The 17,831-nt window shown below is 68.7% G+C and carries 18 protein-coding genes; 8 read left to right on the forward strand and 10 right to left on the reverse strand.

Translation table 11 applies throughout. The features are described 5' to 3' along the window. Nucleotides 1–86 precede the first annotated feature (86 nt). Complete coding sequence (gene xoxF1, locus HNR00_RS06960; protein WP_183566950.1) at nucleotides 87–1,892, reverse strand: lanthanide-dependent methanol dehydrogenase XoxF1; 1,806 nt, start codon at nucleotides 1,890–1,892, stop codon at nucleotides 87–89. Nucleotides 1,893–2,896: 1,004 nt separating this feature from the next. Between xoxF1 and HNR00_RS06965 the strand changes: the two genes are divergently transcribed. From HNR00_RS06965 to HNR00_RS06975, 3 genes are all read left to right on the forward strand, one after another. Then, entirely contained in the window at nucleotides 2,897–3,103 is a 207-nt protein-coding gene (locus HNR00_RS06965) for a DUF2842 domain-containing protein (RefSeq protein WP_183566953.1), read from the forward strand. A 165-nt stretch (nucleotides 3,104–3,268) separates the two neighbouring features. Further along, nucleotides 3,269–3,691, forward strand: a complete 423-nt coding sequence (locus tag HNR00_RS06970; RefSeq protein ID WP_183566956.1) for a hypothetical protein — start codon at nucleotides 3,269–3,271, stop codon at nucleotides 3,689–3,691. A gap of 93 nt (nucleotides 3,692–3,784) precedes the next feature. After that, nucleotides 3,785–4,477, forward strand: coding sequence for a L,D-transpeptidase family protein (locus HNR00_RS06975; protein WP_183566959.1), 693 nt, complete (start codon nucleotides 3,785–3,787; stop codon nucleotides 4,475–4,477). Nucleotides 4,478–4,551: 74 nt separating this feature from the next. Here HNR00_RS06975 and HNR00_RS06980 read toward each other — a convergent pair whose 3' ends face one another. Together HNR00_RS06980 and HNR00_RS06985 are read right to left on the reverse strand one after the other, a co-directional pair. Next, complete coding sequence (locus tag HNR00_RS06980) at nucleotides 4,552–5,217, reverse strand: DUF2268 domain-containing putative Zn-dependent protease (protein WP_183566962.1); 666 nt, start codon at nucleotides 5,215–5,217, stop codon at nucleotides 4,552–4,554. A gap of 131 nt (nucleotides 5,218–5,348) precedes the next feature. After that, nucleotides 5,349–6,395, reverse strand: a complete 1,047-nt coding sequence (locus HNR00_RS06985; RefSeq protein ID WP_183566965.1) for a polysaccharide deacetylase family protein — start codon at nucleotides 6,393–6,395, stop codon at nucleotides 5,349–5,351. Between the two features lie 174 nt (nucleotides 6,396–6,569). Between HNR00_RS06985 and HNR00_RS06990 the strand changes: the two genes are divergently transcribed. Then, a complete protein-coding gene (locus HNR00_RS06990) occupies nucleotides 6,570–7,769 on the forward strand; it encodes a GNAT family N-acetyltransferase (RefSeq protein ID WP_183566968.1) in 1,200 nt (399 codons plus the stop codon). A gap of 58 nt (nucleotides 7,770–7,827) precedes the next feature. Here the strand turns inward: HNR00_RS06990 and cysN are convergent, their stop codons facing one another. The 3 genes from cysN to HNR00_RS07005 are packed head-to-tail and all read right to left on the reverse strand — an operon-like array spanning nucleotide 7,828 to nucleotide 10,972. Then, nucleotides 7,828–9,234, reverse strand: a complete 1,407-nt coding sequence (cysN, locus tag HNR00_RS06995; protein WP_183566971.1) for a sulfate adenylyltransferase subunit CysN — start codon at nucleotides 9,232–9,234, stop codon at nucleotides 7,828–7,830. Beyond that, nucleotides 9,234–10,163 (reverse strand): sulfate adenylyltransferase subunit CysD, encoded by a 930-nt coding sequence (gene cysD / locus HNR00_RS07000; protein ID WP_183566973.1) that lies wholly within the window; start codon nucleotides 10,161–10,163, stop codon nucleotides 9,234–9,236. Before cysD ends, cysN begins: the two co-directional genes overlap by 1 nt. Further along, nucleotides 10,163–10,972: a phosphoadenylyl-sulfate reductase gene (locus HNR00_RS07005; protein WP_183566976.1), complete on the reverse strand. Its 810-nt coding sequence runs from the start codon at nucleotides 10,970–10,972 to the stop codon at nucleotides 10,163–10,165. The genes cysD and HNR00_RS07005 overlap by 1 nt, the downstream gene beginning before the upstream one ends. A gap of 238 nt (nucleotides 10,973–11,210) precedes the next feature. On the opposite strand from HNR00_RS07005, the gene HNR00_RS07010 reads away from it, so the two are divergent. The 3 genes from HNR00_RS07010 to HNR00_RS07020 all read left to right on the forward strand — a co-directional run bounded on the left by HNR00_RS07010 (nucleotide 11,211) and on the right by HNR00_RS07020 (nucleotide 15,660). Then, nucleotides 11,211–11,714, forward strand: a complete 504-nt coding sequence (locus tag HNR00_RS07010; RefSeq protein WP_281383259.1) for an Lrp/AsnC family transcriptional regulator — start codon at nucleotides 11,211–11,213, stop codon at nucleotides 11,712–11,714. 112 nt (nucleotides 11,715–11,826) lie between these two features. Next, nucleotides 11,827–13,605 (forward strand): diflavin oxidoreductase, encoded by a 1,779-nt coding sequence (locus HNR00_RS07015; RefSeq protein WP_183566982.1) that lies wholly within the window; start codon nucleotides 11,827–11,829, stop codon nucleotides 13,603–13,605. Between the two features lie 222 nt (nucleotides 13,606–13,827). Beyond that, complete coding sequence (locus HNR00_RS07020) at nucleotides 13,828–15,660, forward strand: NADPH-dependent assimilatory sulfite reductase hemoprotein subunit (protein WP_183566986.1); 1,833 nt, start codon at nucleotides 13,828–13,830, stop codon at nucleotides 15,658–15,660. A gap of 13 nt (nucleotides 15,661–15,673) precedes the next feature. Here the strand turns inward: HNR00_RS07020 and HNR00_RS07025 are convergent, their stop codons facing one another. Then, complete coding sequence (locus HNR00_RS07025; RefSeq protein ID WP_183566989.1) at nucleotides 15,674–16,048, reverse strand: flagellar biosynthesis regulator FlaF; 375 nt, start codon at nucleotides 16,046–16,048, stop codon at nucleotides 15,674–15,676. Nucleotides 16,049–16,218: 170 nt separating this feature from the next. On the opposite strand from HNR00_RS07025, the gene HNR00_RS07030 reads away from it, so the two are divergent. Beyond that, nucleotides 16,219–16,464, forward strand: a complete 246-nt coding sequence (locus HNR00_RS07030) for a hypothetical protein (protein WP_183566992.1) — start codon at nucleotides 16,219–16,221, stop codon at nucleotides 16,462–16,464. A 13-nt stretch (nucleotides 16,465–16,477) separates the two neighbouring features. Here HNR00_RS07030 and HNR00_RS25765 read toward each other — a convergent pair whose 3' ends face one another. From HNR00_RS25765 to HNR00_RS07040, 3 genes are all read right to left on the reverse strand, one after another. Further along, nucleotides 16,478–16,612: a hypothetical protein gene (locus HNR00_RS25765; protein ID WP_281383260.1), complete on the reverse strand. Its 135-nt coding sequence runs from the start codon at nucleotides 16,610–16,612 to the stop codon at nucleotides 16,478–16,480. Nucleotides 16,613–16,813: 201 nt separating this feature from the next. Continuing rightward, entirely contained in the window at nucleotides 16,814–17,128 is a 315-nt protein-coding gene (locus tag HNR00_RS07035) for a hypothetical protein (protein WP_183566995.1), read from the reverse strand. Between the two features lie 114 nt (nucleotides 17,129–17,242). Further along, nucleotides 17,243–17,812, reverse strand: coding sequence for a metallophosphoesterase (locus HNR00_RS07040; RefSeq protein WP_246390381.1), 570 nt, complete (start codon nucleotides 17,810–17,812; stop codon nucleotides 17,243–17,245). Between the last annotated feature and the right edge of the window lie 19 nt (nucleotides 17,813–17,831).

Below are 17,831 nucleotides of genomic sequence, written 5' to 3' on the forward strand. Positions count from 1 at the left end.
CCGCCCCCGGTCGCGGAAGCGGCCGGGGGCGGTCGTCGGGCCCTCGAAAAACCTCCCGGATCACCGGGAGGCTCTACGAAAGACGTTCAGTTGTTCGGCAGGGCGAAGACGGTGAGCTGGCCGCCGAGGTTGGTGTAGCTCGACAGGGCCGCGTAGCCGCCCACCGCGCCGAGACCGGCGTTCGGGTCGGTCAGGCCGGCCGCAAGGCCGATGCCCGCCCAGCCGCCGACGCCCGACAGGATGCCGACATACTGCCTGCCCTTGTGCTCGTAGGTCATCACGTTGCCGATGATGCCCGACGGGGTCTTGAACTTGTACAGCTCCTTGCCCGTCTTCGAGTCGACCGCCTTCAGGAAGCCTTCCAGCGTGCCGTAGAACACCACGTCGCCCGCGGTGGCGAGCGCGCCGCCCCAAGCCGAGAACTGCTCCGGGTTCGACCAGACGATCTTACCCTTCACACCGTCCCAGGCGATGAAGTTGCCCATGCCGCCGTGCGAGCCGGGGGCCGGGTACATCGACAGGGTCGCGCCGACATAGGGCTGGCCCGGGGTGTAGGTCACCTTGAAGGGCTCGTAGTCCATGCAGACGTGGTTGGTCGGCACGTAGAACAGGTTGGTCTTGGGCGAGAAGGCCGCCGGCTGCTGGTCCTTGGTGCCGAGCGCCGCCGGGCAGATGCCCTTGGAGTTCACGTCCTCGCCGTTCTGCTCGGTCGAGTACTTCGACACGACCAGCGGGCGGCCGTAAGTCTTGGAGTCCTTGTCCATGTCGACCTTGGTGGCCCAGTTCACCACCGGGTCGAACTTTTCCGCCACCAGCAGCTCGCCGGTCGCGCGGTCGAGGGTGTAGCCGAAGCCGTTGCGGTCGAAGTGGGTCAGCAGCGGGCGCTCCTTGCCGCCGACCTTCTGGTCCGTCAGCAGCATCTCGTTGACGCCGTCGAAGTCCCACTCGTCGTGCGGGGTCATCTGGTAGACCCACTTGGTCATGCCGGTATCAGGGTTACGCGCCCAGATCGTCATGGACCAGCGGTTGTCGCCCGGACGCTGCTTCGGGTTCCAGGTCGAGGGGTTGCCCGAGCCGTAATACATCAGGTCGAGCTTGGGATCGTAGGAGAACCAGCCCCAGGTGCAGCCGCCGCCGGTCTTCCACTGGTCGCCTTCCCAGGTCTTCAGCGAGGAGTCCTTGCCGACCGGCTTGCCGAGATGGGTGGTCTTCTCGGGGTCCACGAGGAGCTGGTCGTCCGGGCCGACCGAATAGCCACGCCACACCTTCTTGCCCGACTTCAGGTCGTAGGCAGTGACGTGGCACTGCACGCCGAACTCGCCGCCGGAGATGCCGACGATGACCTTGTCCTTCACCGGGAGCACGGTGGCGGTGTTGGTCTCGCCCTTCGACGGGTCGCCGTTCTTGACCGACCAGTTCACCTTGCCGGACTTGGCGTCGAGCGAGACGAGGGTGGTGTCGGCCTGATGCAGCAGGATGGCGCCGTCGGCATAGGCCAGACCGCGGTTGACGGTGTCGCAGCACATCACCGGGATGACCGACGGGTCCTGCTTCGGCTCGTACTTCCACACGATCTTGGCGCCGTCGTCGAGGTTGAGCGCGTAGACGATGTTCGGGAACGGGGTGTGGACGTACATCATGTTGCCGACGACGAGCGGCGAGCCCTCGTGGCCGCGCAGAACGCCGGTCGAGAAGGTCCAGGCGACCTGGAGGTTCTTGACGTTGCCGGCGTTGATCTGGTCGAGCTTGGAATAGCGGGTGTTGGCATAATCGACCGTCTGGAGCACCTGCTCCGCCGGGTTGGCGATGCCCTTGAGCACGCTGTCGTTGGCCAGCGCCGGGGTCGCCGCAGCGATACCCGCACCGAGGGCGAGAAGATGGACCGCTCTCATGGATTCCTCCGCATGAGGTCCGGCTTCCGGCCGCGCTGAAGCGCGGCGGGCCGGCCTGCTGCCTGATTGTGATCGTTGTCGGTTGTTGCCGGCTCGTCACCGGAGACGCGCCCCGCCCGAGACCGGAGCGGAGACGGTTCGCCCCGGCTGCCGGCCCCCGCGAGGGGAGACACTCGGATCGACCGTGAGACACATACGGCATCCGGATGAAAAGGCAATAATAAAAACATAAGTGCGACAGAATTACCCCAGTGTTTTTCAAGCAAAACATATTGCAATGCAGCACAACCCCCGGGGATTATCAAATCCACCCAGGTCTTATGCCGAATGGTCATAAGAGTTTTATATGAAAATGCTTTTAAAAGAGGACTCTACTTTCGTTGACACTCCGTTTGATCTCGCCATAATGATCTTGTTTGCGACTAGGACCAGAGAATTCTTGGAGCGAACCGCTTCAGGACATCAATCTGATCACGGCGGGGTCTCCGGACCTCGCCGATTTTCTTGTCTGTACGAAGCGACACTTTTGGCCTCGTCTCGCGGACCGGATGGAGCGGGCTCGCCGTTCGAGGATGATTTTCCTTGGTGCCGGGCGCTCCGTCGCCCTCGCATCCCTGAGACGATGGACAGTGCAGAACGCCGGATCGCACGTCAATTGGTGGGATATTTCGGCAATTTTCCTTGGTAAGTATGCGCAGAAACGCGATTTTGCTGCACCGCGGTTTCGGGAGTTTTCGGCAATTCGTTAGAGGCAAGGCGGCAATTTCTTCGGAAAAACCTCTCGCCCGCCCCGCTCGCGCGCGATCCCTCGTCCGCACATCGATTCGCGCCCTCTCATCCGCACCGGCGTCGCCCCGGCCGCGCGTTGCTGCGAACAGAGGCAGGTTCTGTCGCCGGGGCCCGGTTTGACGCAGCGTCCCGGCGTTGCGGCGCGGGGCCGGGGCCGGTACGACCGAGCCCGGATCGCGGCCTGCGACCCCGAACCCAGACGGTATTCCGCTCCCATGCGCCGCCGCACGCGTACCTTCCTCGGCACTTTCGGCATCCTGGCCTTCGTGATCGTCTACGCGCCCCTCGCCATGGCGCTGGCCGACAGCCGGATCTCGCAGGCCCATCCGGCGATCCAGACGATCGCCTACTGCATCCTCGGCATCGCCTGGATCTTTCCCCTCATGCCGCTGATCCGCTGGATGGAACGGCCCGACGGTTAGGCTCCGTGCCGGCACCGGCGTGAAGGACACGAAAAATTAATCTTGCCGGGCGACGCGGAAGGGGCGCGGCGCGCACCTTTTTTCGCCGCACTCCGCGGCGAGAAGGCGGGACGCCTGCCACGCTCAAGCTTTCCCGCCGCTTCACCCAGGGTCGCCCGCCGCATCATGCGCCGCCCGTTCCGCTCCCCATTCTTCCTGGCCGGCTGCCTGCTGGCGCTCGCCGTCCCGGCCGCGGCGCAGGGCACGCCCCGCTCCATGGCGGAGTGCGAGCGACTGAAGAACGACCTCGCCTACAACCAGTGCCTCGCGATGTTCGGCCCGCCCGCGCGCAATGTCGGCGGCGGCGACGGGGCGACGGCAAGTGCGTCCTCCACTGTGCCGGTCGCCTCGACGGCGACGATCCCCGGCATCCCGGCGGTCGAGGAGCCGGAGGTGCAGGAGGGCCGCCGCAGCCGGCGCAGCCGCTACAGCCGTCGCAGCGGCCGAATGAGCGCGGCCTTCACCGTCGGCACCGTGGACGACGGCGGCAGCGTGGCCGAAGCGGGCTCGGAAGCGCCGCGCTCGCGCCACAGGCGCAGGCGGAGATAAAGCCGACGCGCTTTCCCGGCGGAGTGTGTCTTGACAATCCAAGCTTGGCCGTTTCGGGTCGCGTCGGATTGCAGGACGAAGGAGTCCGGGATCATGACGATCGATCGTAAGGACGACGCGCTCCGCGGCTTCGAGCCTCGGGCCCCCTTTCTCAGCCGCCGCTCGTTCCTGGCCGGTTCCGCCGCCGGACTCGGCGCCCTGAGCCTCGGCGGCTGCGTCACCGCCGACGGCGCGCTGATGGCCGAGGCCGCCAGGACCTACGGGCCGATGCCCGACGAGAAATTCGCGATCCCCGCGGTCGACATCAAGAAGGTCAATCCGAAGTACTATCGCCGGACGGTGCAATACGCCTCCAAGGAGGCGCCCGGCACCATCGTGGTCGATCCGGGCCAGTACTACGTCTACCGGATCGAGGAGGACGGCATGGCGACCCGCTACGGCGCCAATGTCGGTCGCGACGGGTTCCTGTGGAGCGGCGACGCCTATGTCGGCCGCAAGTCCGAATGGGCGACCTGGACCCCGCCCAAGGAGATGATCAAGCGCCAGCCGGAAGCCGCGAAATACGCCCGCGGCATGCCCGGCGGCCTCGACAACCCGCTCGGTGCCCGCACGCTCCATCTCTACCAGAACGGCGCCTACACGCTGTATACGATCTACGCGAGCAGCGACCCCGAATCGATCGGCTCCGGCATCACCAGCGGCTGCGTCGGCCTGCTGAGCCAGGACATGATTCATCTGTACGCGCGCACGCCGGTGAAGACGAAGGTGGTGGTGCTGGCGGCGTAGGCGGACGTCTGGAAGCTCGCTTTGCCGAAGCGGTAACCGGCTCGCCGAACGGAAGCACGGCTCCGTTCGGCGGCTCAGCGGTCCGACAACGTCCGTCCGTACGCCGCTTTGATCACCTCGTGCGCCGGGACGTCGACCCAGGCGGCGGCGTTGATGTCGGCCTTTGCTTCCAGCCAATCGCCGACGATCCGATAGCCGAGCGTGTAGCCGAGCCAGCGCGGGCGCGTCCCGCCGAAGCCGAAGAACCAGACCCGGTGATCGTGGCCGTTGCCGATGAGTGTCGCGTTGTCCGGAAGGTTGGCCTTGAGCACCGCGTCGGAGACGGCGCATTCCCACGGCTCAGGTGACGATCCGAACACGTGGCTGACGAACCGCCCCGCCAGTCCCTCGCTCACCAGAGCCTCGCCCAGCGTCCAGCCGTAGCCGGGTCCAGCCATCCGCATGCAGTGGTGCGCTTCGTGGACGGCCGTACGGCGCACATCCCCCGCGCGCAGCGACGTCTCGAAATGGGGGTTGTCAGGATCGAGCGCGAGGGAGAACAGGTTTGCCCGGTAGGCGCGCCCCCCGGTTCCGGTTTCCGGGATGACGGCGGCCGGTTGGCGTTCGACGAGGATGTCGAGTTTCGGGACGGCCATCACAGCCGCGATGGCCTCCTGAGCGAGCGCGATCTCTGCAGCGATGGTATCGCGCCACGGGCGCAAGTCGCCGGAGGCTTCGAGCCAGTGGAGCGTCCACGTCATCCCTGAACCGAGATCGCTTCGTTCGACGATCCTGTTCGAAGCGGCCGCATCTGGCAACCCCGGGACTGTTTGCCGGAGTCGCGCGCAGGTCGAGCGGATGGCCTCCCGCCGGCGCAACGGCGGGTCCCGGCTCACCCCACGTTGAGCCGCCGCCCGCGGTTCCAGGCCAGGAACGGCACGCCGGACAGGAGGCTCGCCAGCGCGGCCTCCGTCTGGTGGAGCCCGTTCACCGAGACCCGCGGCAGGGCGTGGGGATGGCCCGCGTGGTCCGCGAAGAGATGGCCCGGCCGCGTCGTCACCGCGGTCGTGAAGCTGAGGTCGCGGGCCAGCGCGAAGTCGCGGGGGCCGGCCGAGGTCGGATCGCCCACGGGATAGGACAGGTGGCGGACAGAGCGGCCGGTCTCGGCCTCGATCCGGGCGCGGCTCTCGACGATCTCGCGGCGGGCGAAGGCGGGATCGTGCTTGGCCAGCATCGGGTGCGAGAGGGTGTGGGCCCCGAGCGTCACCGCGGGGTCACGGGCCAGTGCGCGAAGCTCGTCCCAGGTCAGGCACAGCTCCGCGGCGACCGTACCGGGGTTGAAGCCGGCGCGGCGGCAGAGTTCGGCGATCTCGTCGAGCAGCACCTCCTCCGGACCGGCCCGCAATACCCGGTAGGCGGCGTCGAACGCGGCGCTCTTCTCGGCGATGGTCCGGGCCGGGCAATCGAGGCCGCTCGACAGGCTTACCCGGTCGAGGCAAGCCACCGCGCGCTCCAGTTCGATCCACCACAGGCGCCCGCGCTGATCCGCGAAGTCGCCGGTGACGAACAGCGTCCACGGCGCGCCGTGCCGGGCCAGCACCGGCTGCGCGAAGACGACGTTGTCGCGGTAGCCGTCGTCGAAGGTCAGGACCGCGAAGGGGCGGCGCGGCGCCGGATCGGCGAGGCGCTCGGGGATCGCGTCGAGGCCGACGATCTCGAAGCCGCGGTCGGACAGGCGGGTGAGCGTCCGGTCGAGGAAGGCCGGGGTGATCGACAGGAGCGCGTTCGGGGCGAAGGGCTCCGGCGGCTCGGGCCGGACATGGTGGAACGTGAGGATCACGCCGCGCCCGCGGGCGAGCGGCGCGAGCCAGCGGTCGGCGCCGAGCGCGGCGATCGCGGTAAACCCGGCGCGGAACAGGCGGTGGCGGGACGAGGGCATGGCCGGCGGGTCCGGGAGGCGGAGCCGCGATCGTAGCCGCCCGCCGACAAGCATTCGTTACCCATCGCCGGAGGTCGCGACCCCGCGTCAACCGGCGCTTGAGGAAATCCGCGCCAGGGTTCGGACCTTCGCTCCGTCGGCGTCGGGCCGGCGGTGCAGCCGGGATCGCACGCCATGACGGCACTCGCCGAGGATCTGGGTCGGATCGCCCTCGACGGGGCCGCGCCCCGCCATGCGCTTGCCGTCGCGTGGGTTTCCGACCTCGCGGACGTCGAGACGGTGTGGCGGGCGCTCGAATCCGATCCGGCGGCCCTGATGACGCCCTACCAGCGCTTCGACTGGGTCGCGGCCTACGCGCAGGCCGGGATCGACGCGGACGCGAAGACGCACATCCTCGTGCTGAAAGACGAGGCGGGCCGGCCGCGCCTGCTGATCCCGCTCGCGGTCGGGCGGCTCGGGCCGTTGCGGATCGCCCGGATGATCGGCGACCGGCACGCCAACTTCCACATGCCGCTCTTCGCCTCGCGCGAGGCGGCGGCGATGCGCCCGGAGGACCTGTCCGAGGCGCTGGTGCGGGCCGGGCGCCGGGCCGGCATCGACGCCTTCCGCTTCACCAACCAGCCGCGCTTCTGGGACGGCGTGCCGAACCCGCTCGGCCATCGCGGCCTGCCGGCCCCGAGCGACGCCTACGGCCTGCTGCTCGGCCCCGACGCCGAGGCCACCCTCAAGCGCGTCTTCAGCGGCGATGCGCGGAAGAAGGTGAGGGCCAAGGAGCGCAAGCTCATCGAGGCGCTGGGGCCGGTGCGCCACCGCGTCGCCGCGACCATAGGAGAGGCGGAAGAGATCCAGGCGGCGTTCTACGCGCAGAAGGCCGCTCGCTTCGCCGCGCTCGGCGTGGCCGACGCCTATGCCGAGCCGGCTGTCCGCCGCTTCGCCGCCGCGGCCACCGCGCCCGATGCGGGGGGCCACGGCCCTGCGATCGAGGTGCATGCGCTGGAGACCGAATCGGGGCGCGTGCTCGCGACCTTCGGCGGCGCGGTCGATCGCGACCGCTTCTGCGGGATGTGGACCTCGTTCGACACCGACCCGGAACTCGGCCGCTTCAGCCCCGGCGAGATCCTGCTGCACCGCCTGATCGGCGACCAAGCGGCACGGGGCCGCCGGGCGCTCGACCTCGGCGTCGGAGAGGCGAGCTACAAGGCCAAGACCTGCGACGAGACCATCGAACTCGTCGAATCCGTGGTGCCGGTGAGCGCTGCGGGCCATCTCGTCGCCCTGGCCGCCGGGGTGGCTTCGCGGCTGAAGCACCGCGTCAAGCGCTCGCCTCGCCTGTTCGCCGCAGCCCAGCGGTTCCGGCGCCTGCGGCGAGCCTGAACGCTCCGGCGCGCGAAGAAGCCTCTCCGGTCGATGGGACCGGAGAGGGGAGGGCGGCTCAGCCGCCGAACAGGCGCTTGATCCCGGCGAAGAGGCCGCCGGTGCGGGCCTGCTCGGACGCCGCCGCTTCCGTCGCCGGTGCGGACGCCGCCTTGGCCGGAGCGGCGGCGGCCTGGACGAGGCCGAGCGCCGCCGTGTCCGTGGTCTCGCGGTCGATCAGGATCAGGCTGCCGGTGTCGCGGTTCCGGGCATAGGTGTCGACCGCGATCTGGCGGTCGAGCTGGAGCGTCACGTCGCCGATGTCGTTGACCGCGAGTCGCTCCGTGGCGCCGGTCTGCCCGGTCTCGGGGTCGATCCGGCGATGGACCGCGGCGACGCGGGCGTTGACCACCTGCGTGCCGACCTTGGCCCACAGCTCGGCCCCCACCGTCAGCTCGCTCTCGGCGGCCCAGAACAGGCGCACGTCGAGGCGGTCGGTGAGCGTCAGCGGCGCATCCGCCGTCGCGATCACGGCGCCGCGGGAGGCGTCGATCTCATCCGCGAGGACGAGCGTGACCGACTGGCCCTCGCTCGCGCGCTCCAGATCGCCGTCGGCGGTGAAGATGCGCGCGACCGTCGAGGATTTTCCGGACGGGGCGACGGTGACGCGGTCACCGGGTGCCACCGAGCCCGAAGCGATCAAGCCGGAAAAACCGCGAAAATCGGAGTTCGGCCGGTTGACCCACTGCACCGGCAGACGGAAGGCGGCGGCGCGCTCCTCCGACTTCACCGGCACCTCTTCGAGGTAACGCAGCAGCGGCACGCCCTCGTACCAGGGGACAGCGGCGCCCGGCAGCACGACGTTGTCGCCGTTCTTGGCCGAGAGCGGGATCGCCCGAACCTCGGTGAAGTTCAGCGGCGCGGCGAAAGCCTGGAAGCCCGCGACGATCTCGTCGAAGCGGTTCTGCGACCAGCCGATCAGGTCCATCTTGTTGATGGCGAGCGCGACCCGGTGGATGCCGAGCAGCGAGACCAGCAGCGCATGGCGCCGGGTCTGGCGGGTCAGCCCGTGGCGGGCATCGACGAGGATGACGGCGACGTCTGCGGTCGAGGCGCCGGTCGCCATGTTGCGGGTGTATTGCTCGTGGCCGGGGGTGTCGGCGACGATGAACGAGCGCCGCTCGGTCGAGAAGAACCGATAGGCGACGTCGATGGTGATGCCCTGCTCGCGCTCGGCCTGGAGGCCGTCCACCAGCAGCGCCAGATCGACCTCGCCGCCCTGCGTGCCGTGCTTGCGCGAGTCGCGCTGGAGCGCGGTCACCTGATCGTCGAAGATCTGCTTGGTGTCGTGCAGCAGGCGGCCGATCAGGGTCGACTTGCCGTCGTCCACCGATCCGCAGGTGATGAAGCGCAGCACCTCCTTGGACTGGTGCGTACGGAGGAAGGCGTCGTAGCCGAACGCCTCGGGTGACTGATGGATGGTCATCAGAAATAGCCCTCCTGCTTCTTGCGCTCCATGGCGCCGGCGCCGTCCTTGTCGATGACGCGGCCCTGCCGCTCCGAGGTGCGGGCCGCCAGCGTCTCGCCGATGATCTCGGGGAGTGACGCGGCCGGGCTCTCGACCGCGCCGGTCAGCGGATAGCAACCGAGCGTGCGGAACCGGACCTGCCGCATCTGCGGGGTCTCGCCGGCTTCGAGCGGGAATCGGTCGTCATCGACCATGATGAGCTGGCCGTCGCGCTCCACCACGGGCCGCTCGGCGGCGAAGTAGAGCGGGACGATCGGGATCTTTTCCTGCTCGATGTAGAGCCAGATATCGAGTTCGGTCCAATTCGAGAGCGGGAACACGCGGAAGGACTCGCCGCGCCGCTTCTTGAAATTGTAGAGGTGCCACGGCTCGGCGCGCTGGCGCTTGGGGTCCCAGCGGTGCTGGCCGTTGCGAAGGGAGACGATGCGCTCCTTGGCGCGGGAAGCCTCCTCGTCGCGGCGGGCGCCGCCGAAGGCCGCATCGAACTTGTGCTTGTCGAGCGCCTGACGCAGGGCCTGCGTCTTCATCACGTCGGTGTGCACCTCGGAGCCATGGCTCACCGGGCCAATGCCCTTGGCGAGCCCGTCCTGATTGGTGTGGACGATGAGGTCGAGGCCGAGTTCCTTCGCCCGCGCGTCGCGGAAGGCGATCATCTCGCGGAACTTCCAGGTGGTGTCGATGTGCATCAAGGGGAACGGCAGCCGCCCCGGCGCGAAGGCCTTCAGCGCCAGATGCAGGAGGACGGAGGAATCCTTGCCGATCGAGTAGAGCATCACCGGGTTCTCGGTCTCGGCGACCGTCTCCCGGAAGATGTGGATGCTCTCGGCCTCGAGACGCTGCAGATGCGTCAGGCGGGTGCGCGCGGGCGCGGCGACGGCGGCGCTCATCAGACCAGTTCCCTTCTCGATTCGCGTGAGGTCGCGGCGCTTGCCGGCTCCACGAAGGCGGCTGGCTCCTGTCCGGGCGCCACATCGGCTTCGGGGGCGTGCAGATGCAGGCCGCACTCCTTCTTGGATTCCTGTTCCCACCACCAACGACCGGCGCGCTCGTCCTCGCCGATCTTCACCGCGCGGGTGCAGGGGGCGCAGCCGATCGAGGGGAAGCCCCGGTCGTGCAGCGCGTTGTAGGGGATGAAGTTTTCGCGCACGAAGGCGTCGATCTGGGCTCGCGTCCAGTCTGCGAGCGGGTTCACCTTGATGAGCCCGCGGCCCTCGTCGGCTTCCGCCAGCGGCGTGTCGGCCCGGTTGGCCGATTGCCCGGCGCGCAACCCCGTGAACCACGCCGCGGCGCCGGCAAGCGCCCGGCCGAGCGGCTCGACCTTGCGGAAGCCGCAGCAGGCCTGCCGCGCGGCCACCGAATGGCGAAAGCCGTTGATGCCCTCACGCGCGACGAACTCTTCCTCGGCGACCCGCTCCGGCGCGTAGGCGCGGATGCGGATGCCGTAGGCGGCCTCTGTCTCGGCCCAGACGTCGTAGGTCTCGGGGAAGAGCCGGCCGGTGTCGAGGGTGACGATCTCCGTGCGTCCCTTGTTGAGGGCGATCGCATGGGTGAGCGCCTGATCCTCGATGCCGAGGCTGGTGGTGAAGACGAGCCGACCGGGAATGCGGTCCTCGACGAGGCGGATACGCCCGCGAAGGTCCAGCCCCGCCATGTCCGTGGCGAGGTCCCCGGCCGCCCGGACGAGGGCAGCGGTCATGTGCGTAAAATCGAATTGCCTGCTTGTCGGGCTTCTGAAATGTTCGCTATAACGAACGCTGTCAAGGCGTCGCACCCGCCGCACACGCAAATCCGCGTTGCGGTGCGAGCGATCCGGCAACGGCCGCCGCGGCGGATCGTTGCCCGCTCATAAAAAATTCTTCTCGTTCGGACGGTCGGGTGGCATGCGGCCAATCCGGCGATCCGGCGCCTGCCTTACCACCTTCAGAGAGGCCACCTTGGACTCGATCGACCTGAAGATCCTCGCGCTCCTGCAGAAGGACGCCACGCTCTCCATCGCCGCGATCGGCGAGCAGGTCGGGCTGTCGCAGACGCCCTGCTGGAAGCGCATCCAGCGGCTCGAAGCCGACGGCGTGATCGACCGGCGCGTGGCCGTGCTCGATCCGGTGAAGCTCGGGCTCGGGCTCACCGTGTTCGTCTCCATCGAGACGGCGGACCATTCCAAGGACTGGCTGGAGCGCTTCGCCGACCGCATCGCCGCGATGCCGGAGGTGCTGGAATTCTACCGCATGGCCGGCGACGTCGACTACATGCTGCGCGTCGTCGTGGCCGACATGGCCGCCTACGACACCTTCTACAAGAACCTCATCGCCACGCTTCCTCTCAAGAACGTGACCTCGCGCTTCGCGATGGAGAAGGTCAAATCCACCACCGCCCTGCCGCTGCCGGCGCCCCCGCCGCGGGGCCGCGCCGAACCGCGACTCGCCGTGGTCGGAGAATAAAATTTCTTTTTGCAGCGCAACGACAGACAATCTCTTCTCTCCGGCGAGCGTTCTTTAAAACGGACATCCCTCCGTTGACAGCGGCGCTCCACCGGACGACATGGCACCCACGATGTCCAAGACAGCACTCCTCCCCCGCACCGCCCCGTTCGGCGATCAGGAGCGGGCCCATCTCGACGCGGCGCTCGGCGCGGCGACGCCGATCCAGCGGGCGTGGCTCACCGGCTTCCTCGCCGGCCTCGACGCGGCCGCGGGCCAGCCCGCCACTGCCGCCGCCGTCCCGGCCGCGCCGTCCAAGGCCGCCGAGCCGCTGACGATCCTGTTCGCCTCCGAATCGGGCAATTCCGAAAAGCTCGCGGGCGACGTCGCCAAGCTCGCGCGCAAGCAAGGCTTCAAGCCGAAGATCGTGGATTTTGCCGAGCTCGACCTCGCGACGTTGCCCAAGGCCGGCAAGCTCGTCGCCATCGCGGCGACCTGGGGCGAGGGCGAGCCCCCGGCCCGCGCGGTGCGGGCCTATGGCGAGCTGATGGGCGAGGCCGCGCCCCGCCTCGACGGCGTCGAGTTCGGCGTGCTGGCGCTCGGCGACACGAGCTACGCGGAGTTCTGCGCCATCGGCAAGGCGCTGGACGCCCGGTTCGAGGCGCTCGGCGCCAAGCGCGCCTATGACCGCGCCGACCTCGACCTCGACTTTGAGAAGCCCGCCGCCGACTGGATCAAGGGCGCGCTCAAGGCGCTGGCCCCGGCCGAGGCCCCCGCCGGCAACGTCGTCGCCGTCGATTTCCGCGCCGCGGGCGGCGAGGACGAGGAGGCCGAGGTCAGCCGCGAGCCGGTCACCGTCGAGGTGATCGACCACGTGAACCTCAACTCGTCGCGCTCCGACAAGGAGACGATCCACCTCGCCCTCGAATTCGAGGACGGGGCGCCGGCCTACGAGCCGGGCGATTCGCTGGAGATTTTTCCGGAGAACGATCCGCAGCTCGTCGAGGACATCCTCAAGGCCGCGGGCCTCTCCGGTGACGAGGCCCTGCGCAAGGCGCTGCTGTCCGAGCGCGACATCACCACGCTCTCGGTCACGACCATCGAGCGCTTCGCCAATGCCACGGGCCATGCGGACGCCCAGAAATTCGTGGAGAGCGGCGAGGCGAAGGCCTGGATCGAGGGCCGCCACCTGATCGATCTGCTGGAGCGCTTCCCCGTGACGCTCACGGCGGACCACCTCAACACCGTGACCCGGCCGCTCCCGCCCCGAGCGTACTCCATCGCCTCATCGCGCAAGGAAGTCGGCGACGAGGTGCATCTCACCGTCGCCGCCGTGCGCTACGAGACCCACGGCCGCGCCCGCTCCGGCGTCGCCTCGGTCCACGTCGCCGATCGGATCAAGAACGGCGCGAAGCTCCGGGTTCGGGTGAAGCCGAACAAGCACTTCCGCCTGCCCGCCGACCCCGCTACCGACATCATCATGGTCGGCCCCGGCACCGGCGTCGCCCCGTTCCGCGCCTTCGTGCAGGAGCGCCGCGCCACGGAAGCCCCCGGCCGCTCGTGGCTGTTCTTCGGCGACCGCCACTTCACCCACGACTTCCTGTACCAGCTCGAATGGCAGGACGCGCTGGAGGACGGCTCGCTGAGCCAGATCGACGTCGCCTTCTCCCGCGACCAGCCGGAGAAGATCTACGTGCAGGATCGGATCGACGCACATGCCGCCGAGGTGGTGGCATGGCTCGACGGCGGCGCCCATTTCTACATCTGCGGCGACGCCAAGAACATGGCCAAGGATGTCCACGCCGCCGTGGTGCGGGCGTTCCAGACCGTGAAGGGCCTGTCTGCTGCGGACGCGGAGGCGCATGTCGCCGGGCTGGAGCGGGCCAAGCGCTACCAGCAGGACGTTTACTGAGGGAATCACCGAAACCTCCCCCCTCCGCGGGGGAGGGTGCCTGCGGAGCAGGCGGGAGAGGGGCAGCGCGACGCCGCCGCGGATGGCGCAGTCAGAACTGTCAAGATTATTCTGGCACCGGCGCTCCCCTCTCCCGACCCTCGCTGACGCGAGGGCCACCCTCCCCCGCAGAGGGGGGAGGGTTAGTATCCGCGCCAGACGATTTCGAATCGGATCACCGCCATGGACGACCACAAGCCGATCGACACCCCTGACGGCCCCGCTCTGGAGACGCCCGGCACGGGCGCGCGCCGCTACGATGCGCCGCCGAGCGACCGCCCGATCACGGAAGCCGAGGCCGCGCGCGCCGCCGGGCTCGCCCACAACGAGCACCTGAAGATCGCCTCCGGCTATCTGCGCGGCGGCCTCGCCGACGGGCTCCTGAAGCACGCCACCGGCGCGATCTCCGAGGACGACGGGCAGCTCGTCAAGTTCCACGGCATGTACATGCAGGACGACCGGGACATCCGGGCGGAGCGCACCAAGAAGAAGCTGGAAAAAGCGTTCAGCTTCATGATCCGCCTGCGGATCGCGGGCGGCGTCGTCACGCCGAAGCAGTGGCTGGCGCTCGACGAGATCGCCACCACCTACGCCAACGGGACGCTGCGGGCGACGACGCGCCAGACCTTCCAGTATCACGGCGTCATCAAGTCGAACCTCAAGCGCACCATGGCGGCGATCGACGCGGTGCTGCTCGACACCATCGCGGCCTGCGGCGACGTGAACCGCAACGTCATGGCGGCGACCAATCCGGCGCAGGCGGGAGCCCACAAGGCGGCCTACCAGCTCGCCAAGGACATCTCCGACTCGCTCCTGCCGAAGACCAATGCGTGGCGCGAGATCTGGCTCGACGGCGAACGCGTCGTCGGCGGCGAGGACGAGGTCGAGCCGGTCTACGGCAAGACCTACCTGCCGCGGAAGTTCAAGACCGTGGTGGCCGTGCCGCCTTCGAACGAGGTCGACATCTTCGCCCACGATCTCGGCTTCATCGCCATTCTCGACAAGAAGAATAAGGTGACCGGCTGGAACGTCACCGTCGGCGGCGGCATGGGCATGACCCACGGCGAGCCCGACACGTTTCCGCGCACGGCGGATGTCATGGGCTTCTGCAAGCCCGAGGACGCCCTGAAGGTCGCGGAGGCCGTGATGACGGTCCAGCGCGACTGGGGCAACCGCAAGAACCGCAAGAACGCCCGGCTTAAGTACACGATCGAGCGCTTCGGCCTCGACGCGTTCCGGGCGGAGGTCGAGAACCGGATCGGCAAGAAACTGGGAGCGCCGAAGCCCTTCGCGTTCGACGGCAACGGCGACCGCTACGGCTGGGTCGAGGGCGAGGACGGGCGCCATCACCTCACGCTCTACGTGCCGTCGGGCCGCATCAAGGACGTCGAGGGCGGCCCGCAATTCCTCACCGGCCTGCGCCGCATCGCCGAGGTGCACGAGGGCGACTTCCGCCTCACGGGCAATCAGAACGTCATCATCGCCAACGTGCCGGCCGCCAAGCGCGCCGAGATCGAGGCGCTGGTCGATCAGCACGCCATGACCAAGGGCGCGGGCGCCCTGCGCCGCAACTCCATGGCCTGCGTCGCGCTGCCGACCTGCGGCCTCGCGCTCGCCGAGAGCGAGCGCTACCTGCCCGACCTCCTCAGCGAACTCGAAGAGCTTCTGGCGAGCCACGGCCTGGAAGACGCCGACATCACGATCCGCTCGACCGGCTGCCCCAACGGCTGCGCCCGGCCCTTCATCAGCGAGATCGGCCTCGTCGGCCGCGGCCCGGAGCGCTACCACCTCTATCTTGGCGCCGCCTTCGACGGCTCGCGCCTGAGCAAGCTCTACCGCGAGGACGTGACGGCGGGCGAGATCCGCGGGGTGCTCGATCCGCTGTTCGCCGCCTACGCCAGGGACCGGCAGGCGGGCGAGCGCTTCGGCGACTTCGTCATCCGCGCCGGGTTCGTCGCCAAGACCACCAACGGGCCGGACTTCCACGAGCGCACGGGACCGCTGAAGGCGGCGTGACGCCGCCTTCCGTTCACGCGCCCGCGCCGGGATCGCCCTGCAGGCCGGCGGCGATGTGGTTGTTGAGCGAGACGAGCGACTCGATCTTCTCGCGGGTCGGCTCGATCATCGCATCGACGATGGTGCGGAACACGTAAATCGAAAGACGGCCGATGCCGGTGCGGATCTCGTCGGGGAGCGGGTTGGCCGGATCGGTCGCCGCGGAGGCCAGGATGGTCCAGACCTTCTGGTTGAAGACCAGCGCCTCGTTGAGGGCCATGCCGGACGCGAGCTCGGGGCCGAGGGCCTGGAGCTTGCCGGCGGCCTTGAGCAGAACGGCGGCCTCCGCCTCACGGGGTGGAAGCGCGACGCGCGCAACCTTCGCGTAGGCACTGGCCCCGTACGACATCGCCTGATCCCTCGGACACCGGACGCATACGCCGCCCGTGCCAATCCTGTGGCACGCGGTTTGTTAAAAGGCGGTGTGCGAGATCGGTCGCCGCATTGGCGCCCCGAAAGGGGAAGAGGTGTCCGTTGTGGACAACTCGCGCCGCGACCCGGGTCCGGAACCCGACTGGAATGACGAACTTCTTCCTCGGTCTCATCGCCGGCTGCATCATCGCCGGCGTCGTCACCATCTCGGCGGCGCGCAACCCGGTCGTCCAGTCCCGACTGGGGTTGTTGCCGGCCGCTCAAGCCGCCGCACCTCCGTTGCCGATGGCCCGTATCGAGCCGCCGCGCTGCCCCGAGCAGAGGTCCGAGACCCCGGTCGGCAAGCCGGAGATGCTGTTCTCCCGCAGCCGCCTCTGGTCGATCAAGCCCTGATCGAGGCTCCGGATCAGACGCTGGTGCCGAGCAGCAGGATCACCATCGTGGTGGCCAGCGTGCTGCCGAGGAAACCGCACAGGGCCGCGGTGAAGGACGGGCCGGTCTGGAGCGCGGTGGCGGCGACGGTCGTCTCGGTGGTGTTCATGTTGGCTGGCTTTCGAATCGGGTGGTTTCGATAGGGTGACGATGCGGCGCACGGCCACGGTCGGCGGTGCGGGGACGCACGTCGGCTAAAGACGCGGCGAGACTTCCGCCGCGACGGGTGTTGATGGTGGGATCGGGAGCGCCCCGGCGGGCGCCGTTCTAAGGTCTTCGGACCGGCATCACCCTCTCTCGGGATGATGCTCTAGTCACAGCGGTTCAGGCGCTTGGCGACGCGCAGATCGCGTAACTCGCTGCGCAAATCGATCGCGACCACGTCGGCTCCGCAATCCTCGAAGGCGTCCTGTGCCTCGTGGAAGCGGTCGCCCACCTCGTCGAGGGTATCGCAGACCCGGTCGCGATTGCCGAGCCGGGCTTCCTGATTGGCCTGGTAGCGCAGGGCGCTGGCCTCTTGGACCTTCCGGCGGCCGTCGAGGCAACCGGGCGCCGCGACGGCGGACGTGGCGATGCTCGCGCCGACGAGAACGGCCGTGAGGCCGGCAAGAACGGTGGGACGCATGGGCAAACCGACGCTGTTTCGACCGAGGTCGTGAAGGTTTCGAAGGGGGCGGGTGCGGTGCCCCAGCTTTCGCTGCGGTGCATCGTCTCGCTGTCGGTCTGATGAACGGTGCGGCTAAGCCGATGGTTCCGGCCTCTTTTCGACAGGCTTGACGGAACCTTTGCCGGACTTGCCCCCGCCTCCGCCCCGGCGGCGGGAGATCAGAATCCGCTCCAGCGTCACGGGCTGCAGGCCCTGCGCATCGACGCCGACATCGTATTGGCGCGGGATCGGCTTGAGCCGTCCGTGGGAATGTCCGTGCAGATTGATCGCGCCGCGTCCGAGGCCGTTCCAGGTGCGGAAGGCGTAGTGGCACAGCACCAGCCGCCGATCCTCGACCGCGATCTCCGCGTAATGCGCGACCGACGCCCAGCCCGTCGCCGCCAGGGTCGCCGGGCCGTCGTTGTTGCCGACGATGAGGTGCTTGCGCCCGTTGAGCGAGCCCAGCAATTCGCCGATCCGCTCCGGCGGCGGCCCGAGGGCGAAGTCGCCGAGGTGCCAGACCGCGTCGTCCGGCCCGACGACGGCGTTCCAGGCCTCGACGAGAGCCCGGTCGTGCGTCGGCAGATCGGGGAACGGGCGCCGGTCGATCCGCAGGATGCGGGGATCGCCGAAATGCGTGTCGCTGGTGAAGAAGGTCGCCATCCGCGCCGCTTGTAGCGCG

The organism is Methylorubrum rhodinum (assembly GCF_014199935.1).
GTDB lineage: Bacteria > Pseudomonadota > Alphaproteobacteria > Rhizobiales > Beijerinckiaceae > Methylobacterium > Methylobacterium rhodinum.

Excerpts from the sequence above, each read along its gene's own strand:
- xoxF1 (WP_183566950.1), bottom strand. The coding sequence starts at position 1,892 with ATGAGAGCGGTCCATCTTCTCGCCCTCGGTGCGGGTATCGCTGCGGCG.
- HNR00_RS06965 (WP_183566953.1), top strand. The coding sequence starts at position 2,897 with ATGCGCCGCCGCACGCGTACCTTCCTCGGCACTTTCGGCATCCTGGCC.
- HNR00_RS06970 (WP_183566956.1), top strand. The coding sequence starts at position 3,269 with ATGCGCCGCCCGTTCCGCTCCCCATTCTTCCTGGCCGGCTGCCTGCTG.
- HNR00_RS06975 (WP_183566959.1), top strand. The coding sequence starts at position 3,785 with ATGACGATCGATCGTAAGGACGACGCGCTCCGCGGCTTCGAGCCTCGG.
- HNR00_RS06980 (WP_183566962.1), bottom strand. The coding sequence starts at position 5,217 with ATGACGTGGACGCTCCACTGGCTCGAAGCCTCCGGCGACTTGCGCCCG.
- HNR00_RS06985 (WP_183566965.1), bottom strand. The coding sequence starts at position 6,395 with ATGCCCTCGTCCCGCCACCGCCTGTTCCGCGCCGGGTTTACCGCGATC.
- HNR00_RS06990 (WP_183566968.1), top strand. The coding sequence starts at position 6,570 with ATGACGGCACTCGCCGAGGATCTGGGTCGGATCGCCCTCGACGGGGCC.
- cysN (WP_183566971.1), bottom strand. The coding sequence starts at position 9,234 with ATGACCATCCATCAGTCACCCGAGGCGTTCGGCTACGACGCCTTCCTC.
- cysD (WP_183566973.1), bottom strand. The coding sequence starts at position 10,163 with ATGAGCGCCGCCGTCGCCGCGCCCGCGCGCACCCGCCTGACGCATCTG.
- HNR00_RS07005 (WP_183566976.1), bottom strand. The coding sequence starts at position 10,972 with ATGACCGCTGCCCTCGTCCGGGCGGCCGGGGACCTCGCCACGGACATG.
- HNR00_RS07015 (WP_183566982.1), top strand. The coding sequence starts at position 11,827 with ATGTCCAAGACAGCACTCCTCCCCCGCACCGCCCCGTTCGGCGATCAG.
- HNR00_RS07020 (WP_183566986.1), top strand. The coding sequence starts at position 13,828 with ATGGACGACCACAAGCCGATCGACACCCCTGACGGCCCCGCTCTGGAG.
- HNR00_RS07025 (WP_183566989.1), bottom strand. The coding sequence starts at position 16,048 with ATGTCGTACGGGGCCAGTGCCTACGCGAAGGTTGCGCGCGTCGCGCTT.
- HNR00_RS07030 (WP_183566992.1), top strand. The coding sequence starts at position 16,219 with ATGACGAACTTCTTCCTCGGTCTCATCGCCGGCTGCATCATCGCCGGC.
- HNR00_RS25765 (WP_281383260.1), bottom strand. The coding sequence starts at position 16,612 with ATGAACACCACCGAGACGACCGTCGCCGCCACCGCGCTCCAGACCGGC.
- HNR00_RS07035 (WP_183566995.1), bottom strand. The coding sequence starts at position 17,128 with ATGCGTCCCACCGTTCTTGCCGGCCTCACGGCCGTTCTCGTCGGCGCG.
- HNR00_RS07040 (WP_246390381.1), bottom strand. The coding sequence starts at position 17,812 with ATGGCGACCTTCTTCACCAGCGACACGCATTTCGGCGATCCCCGCATC.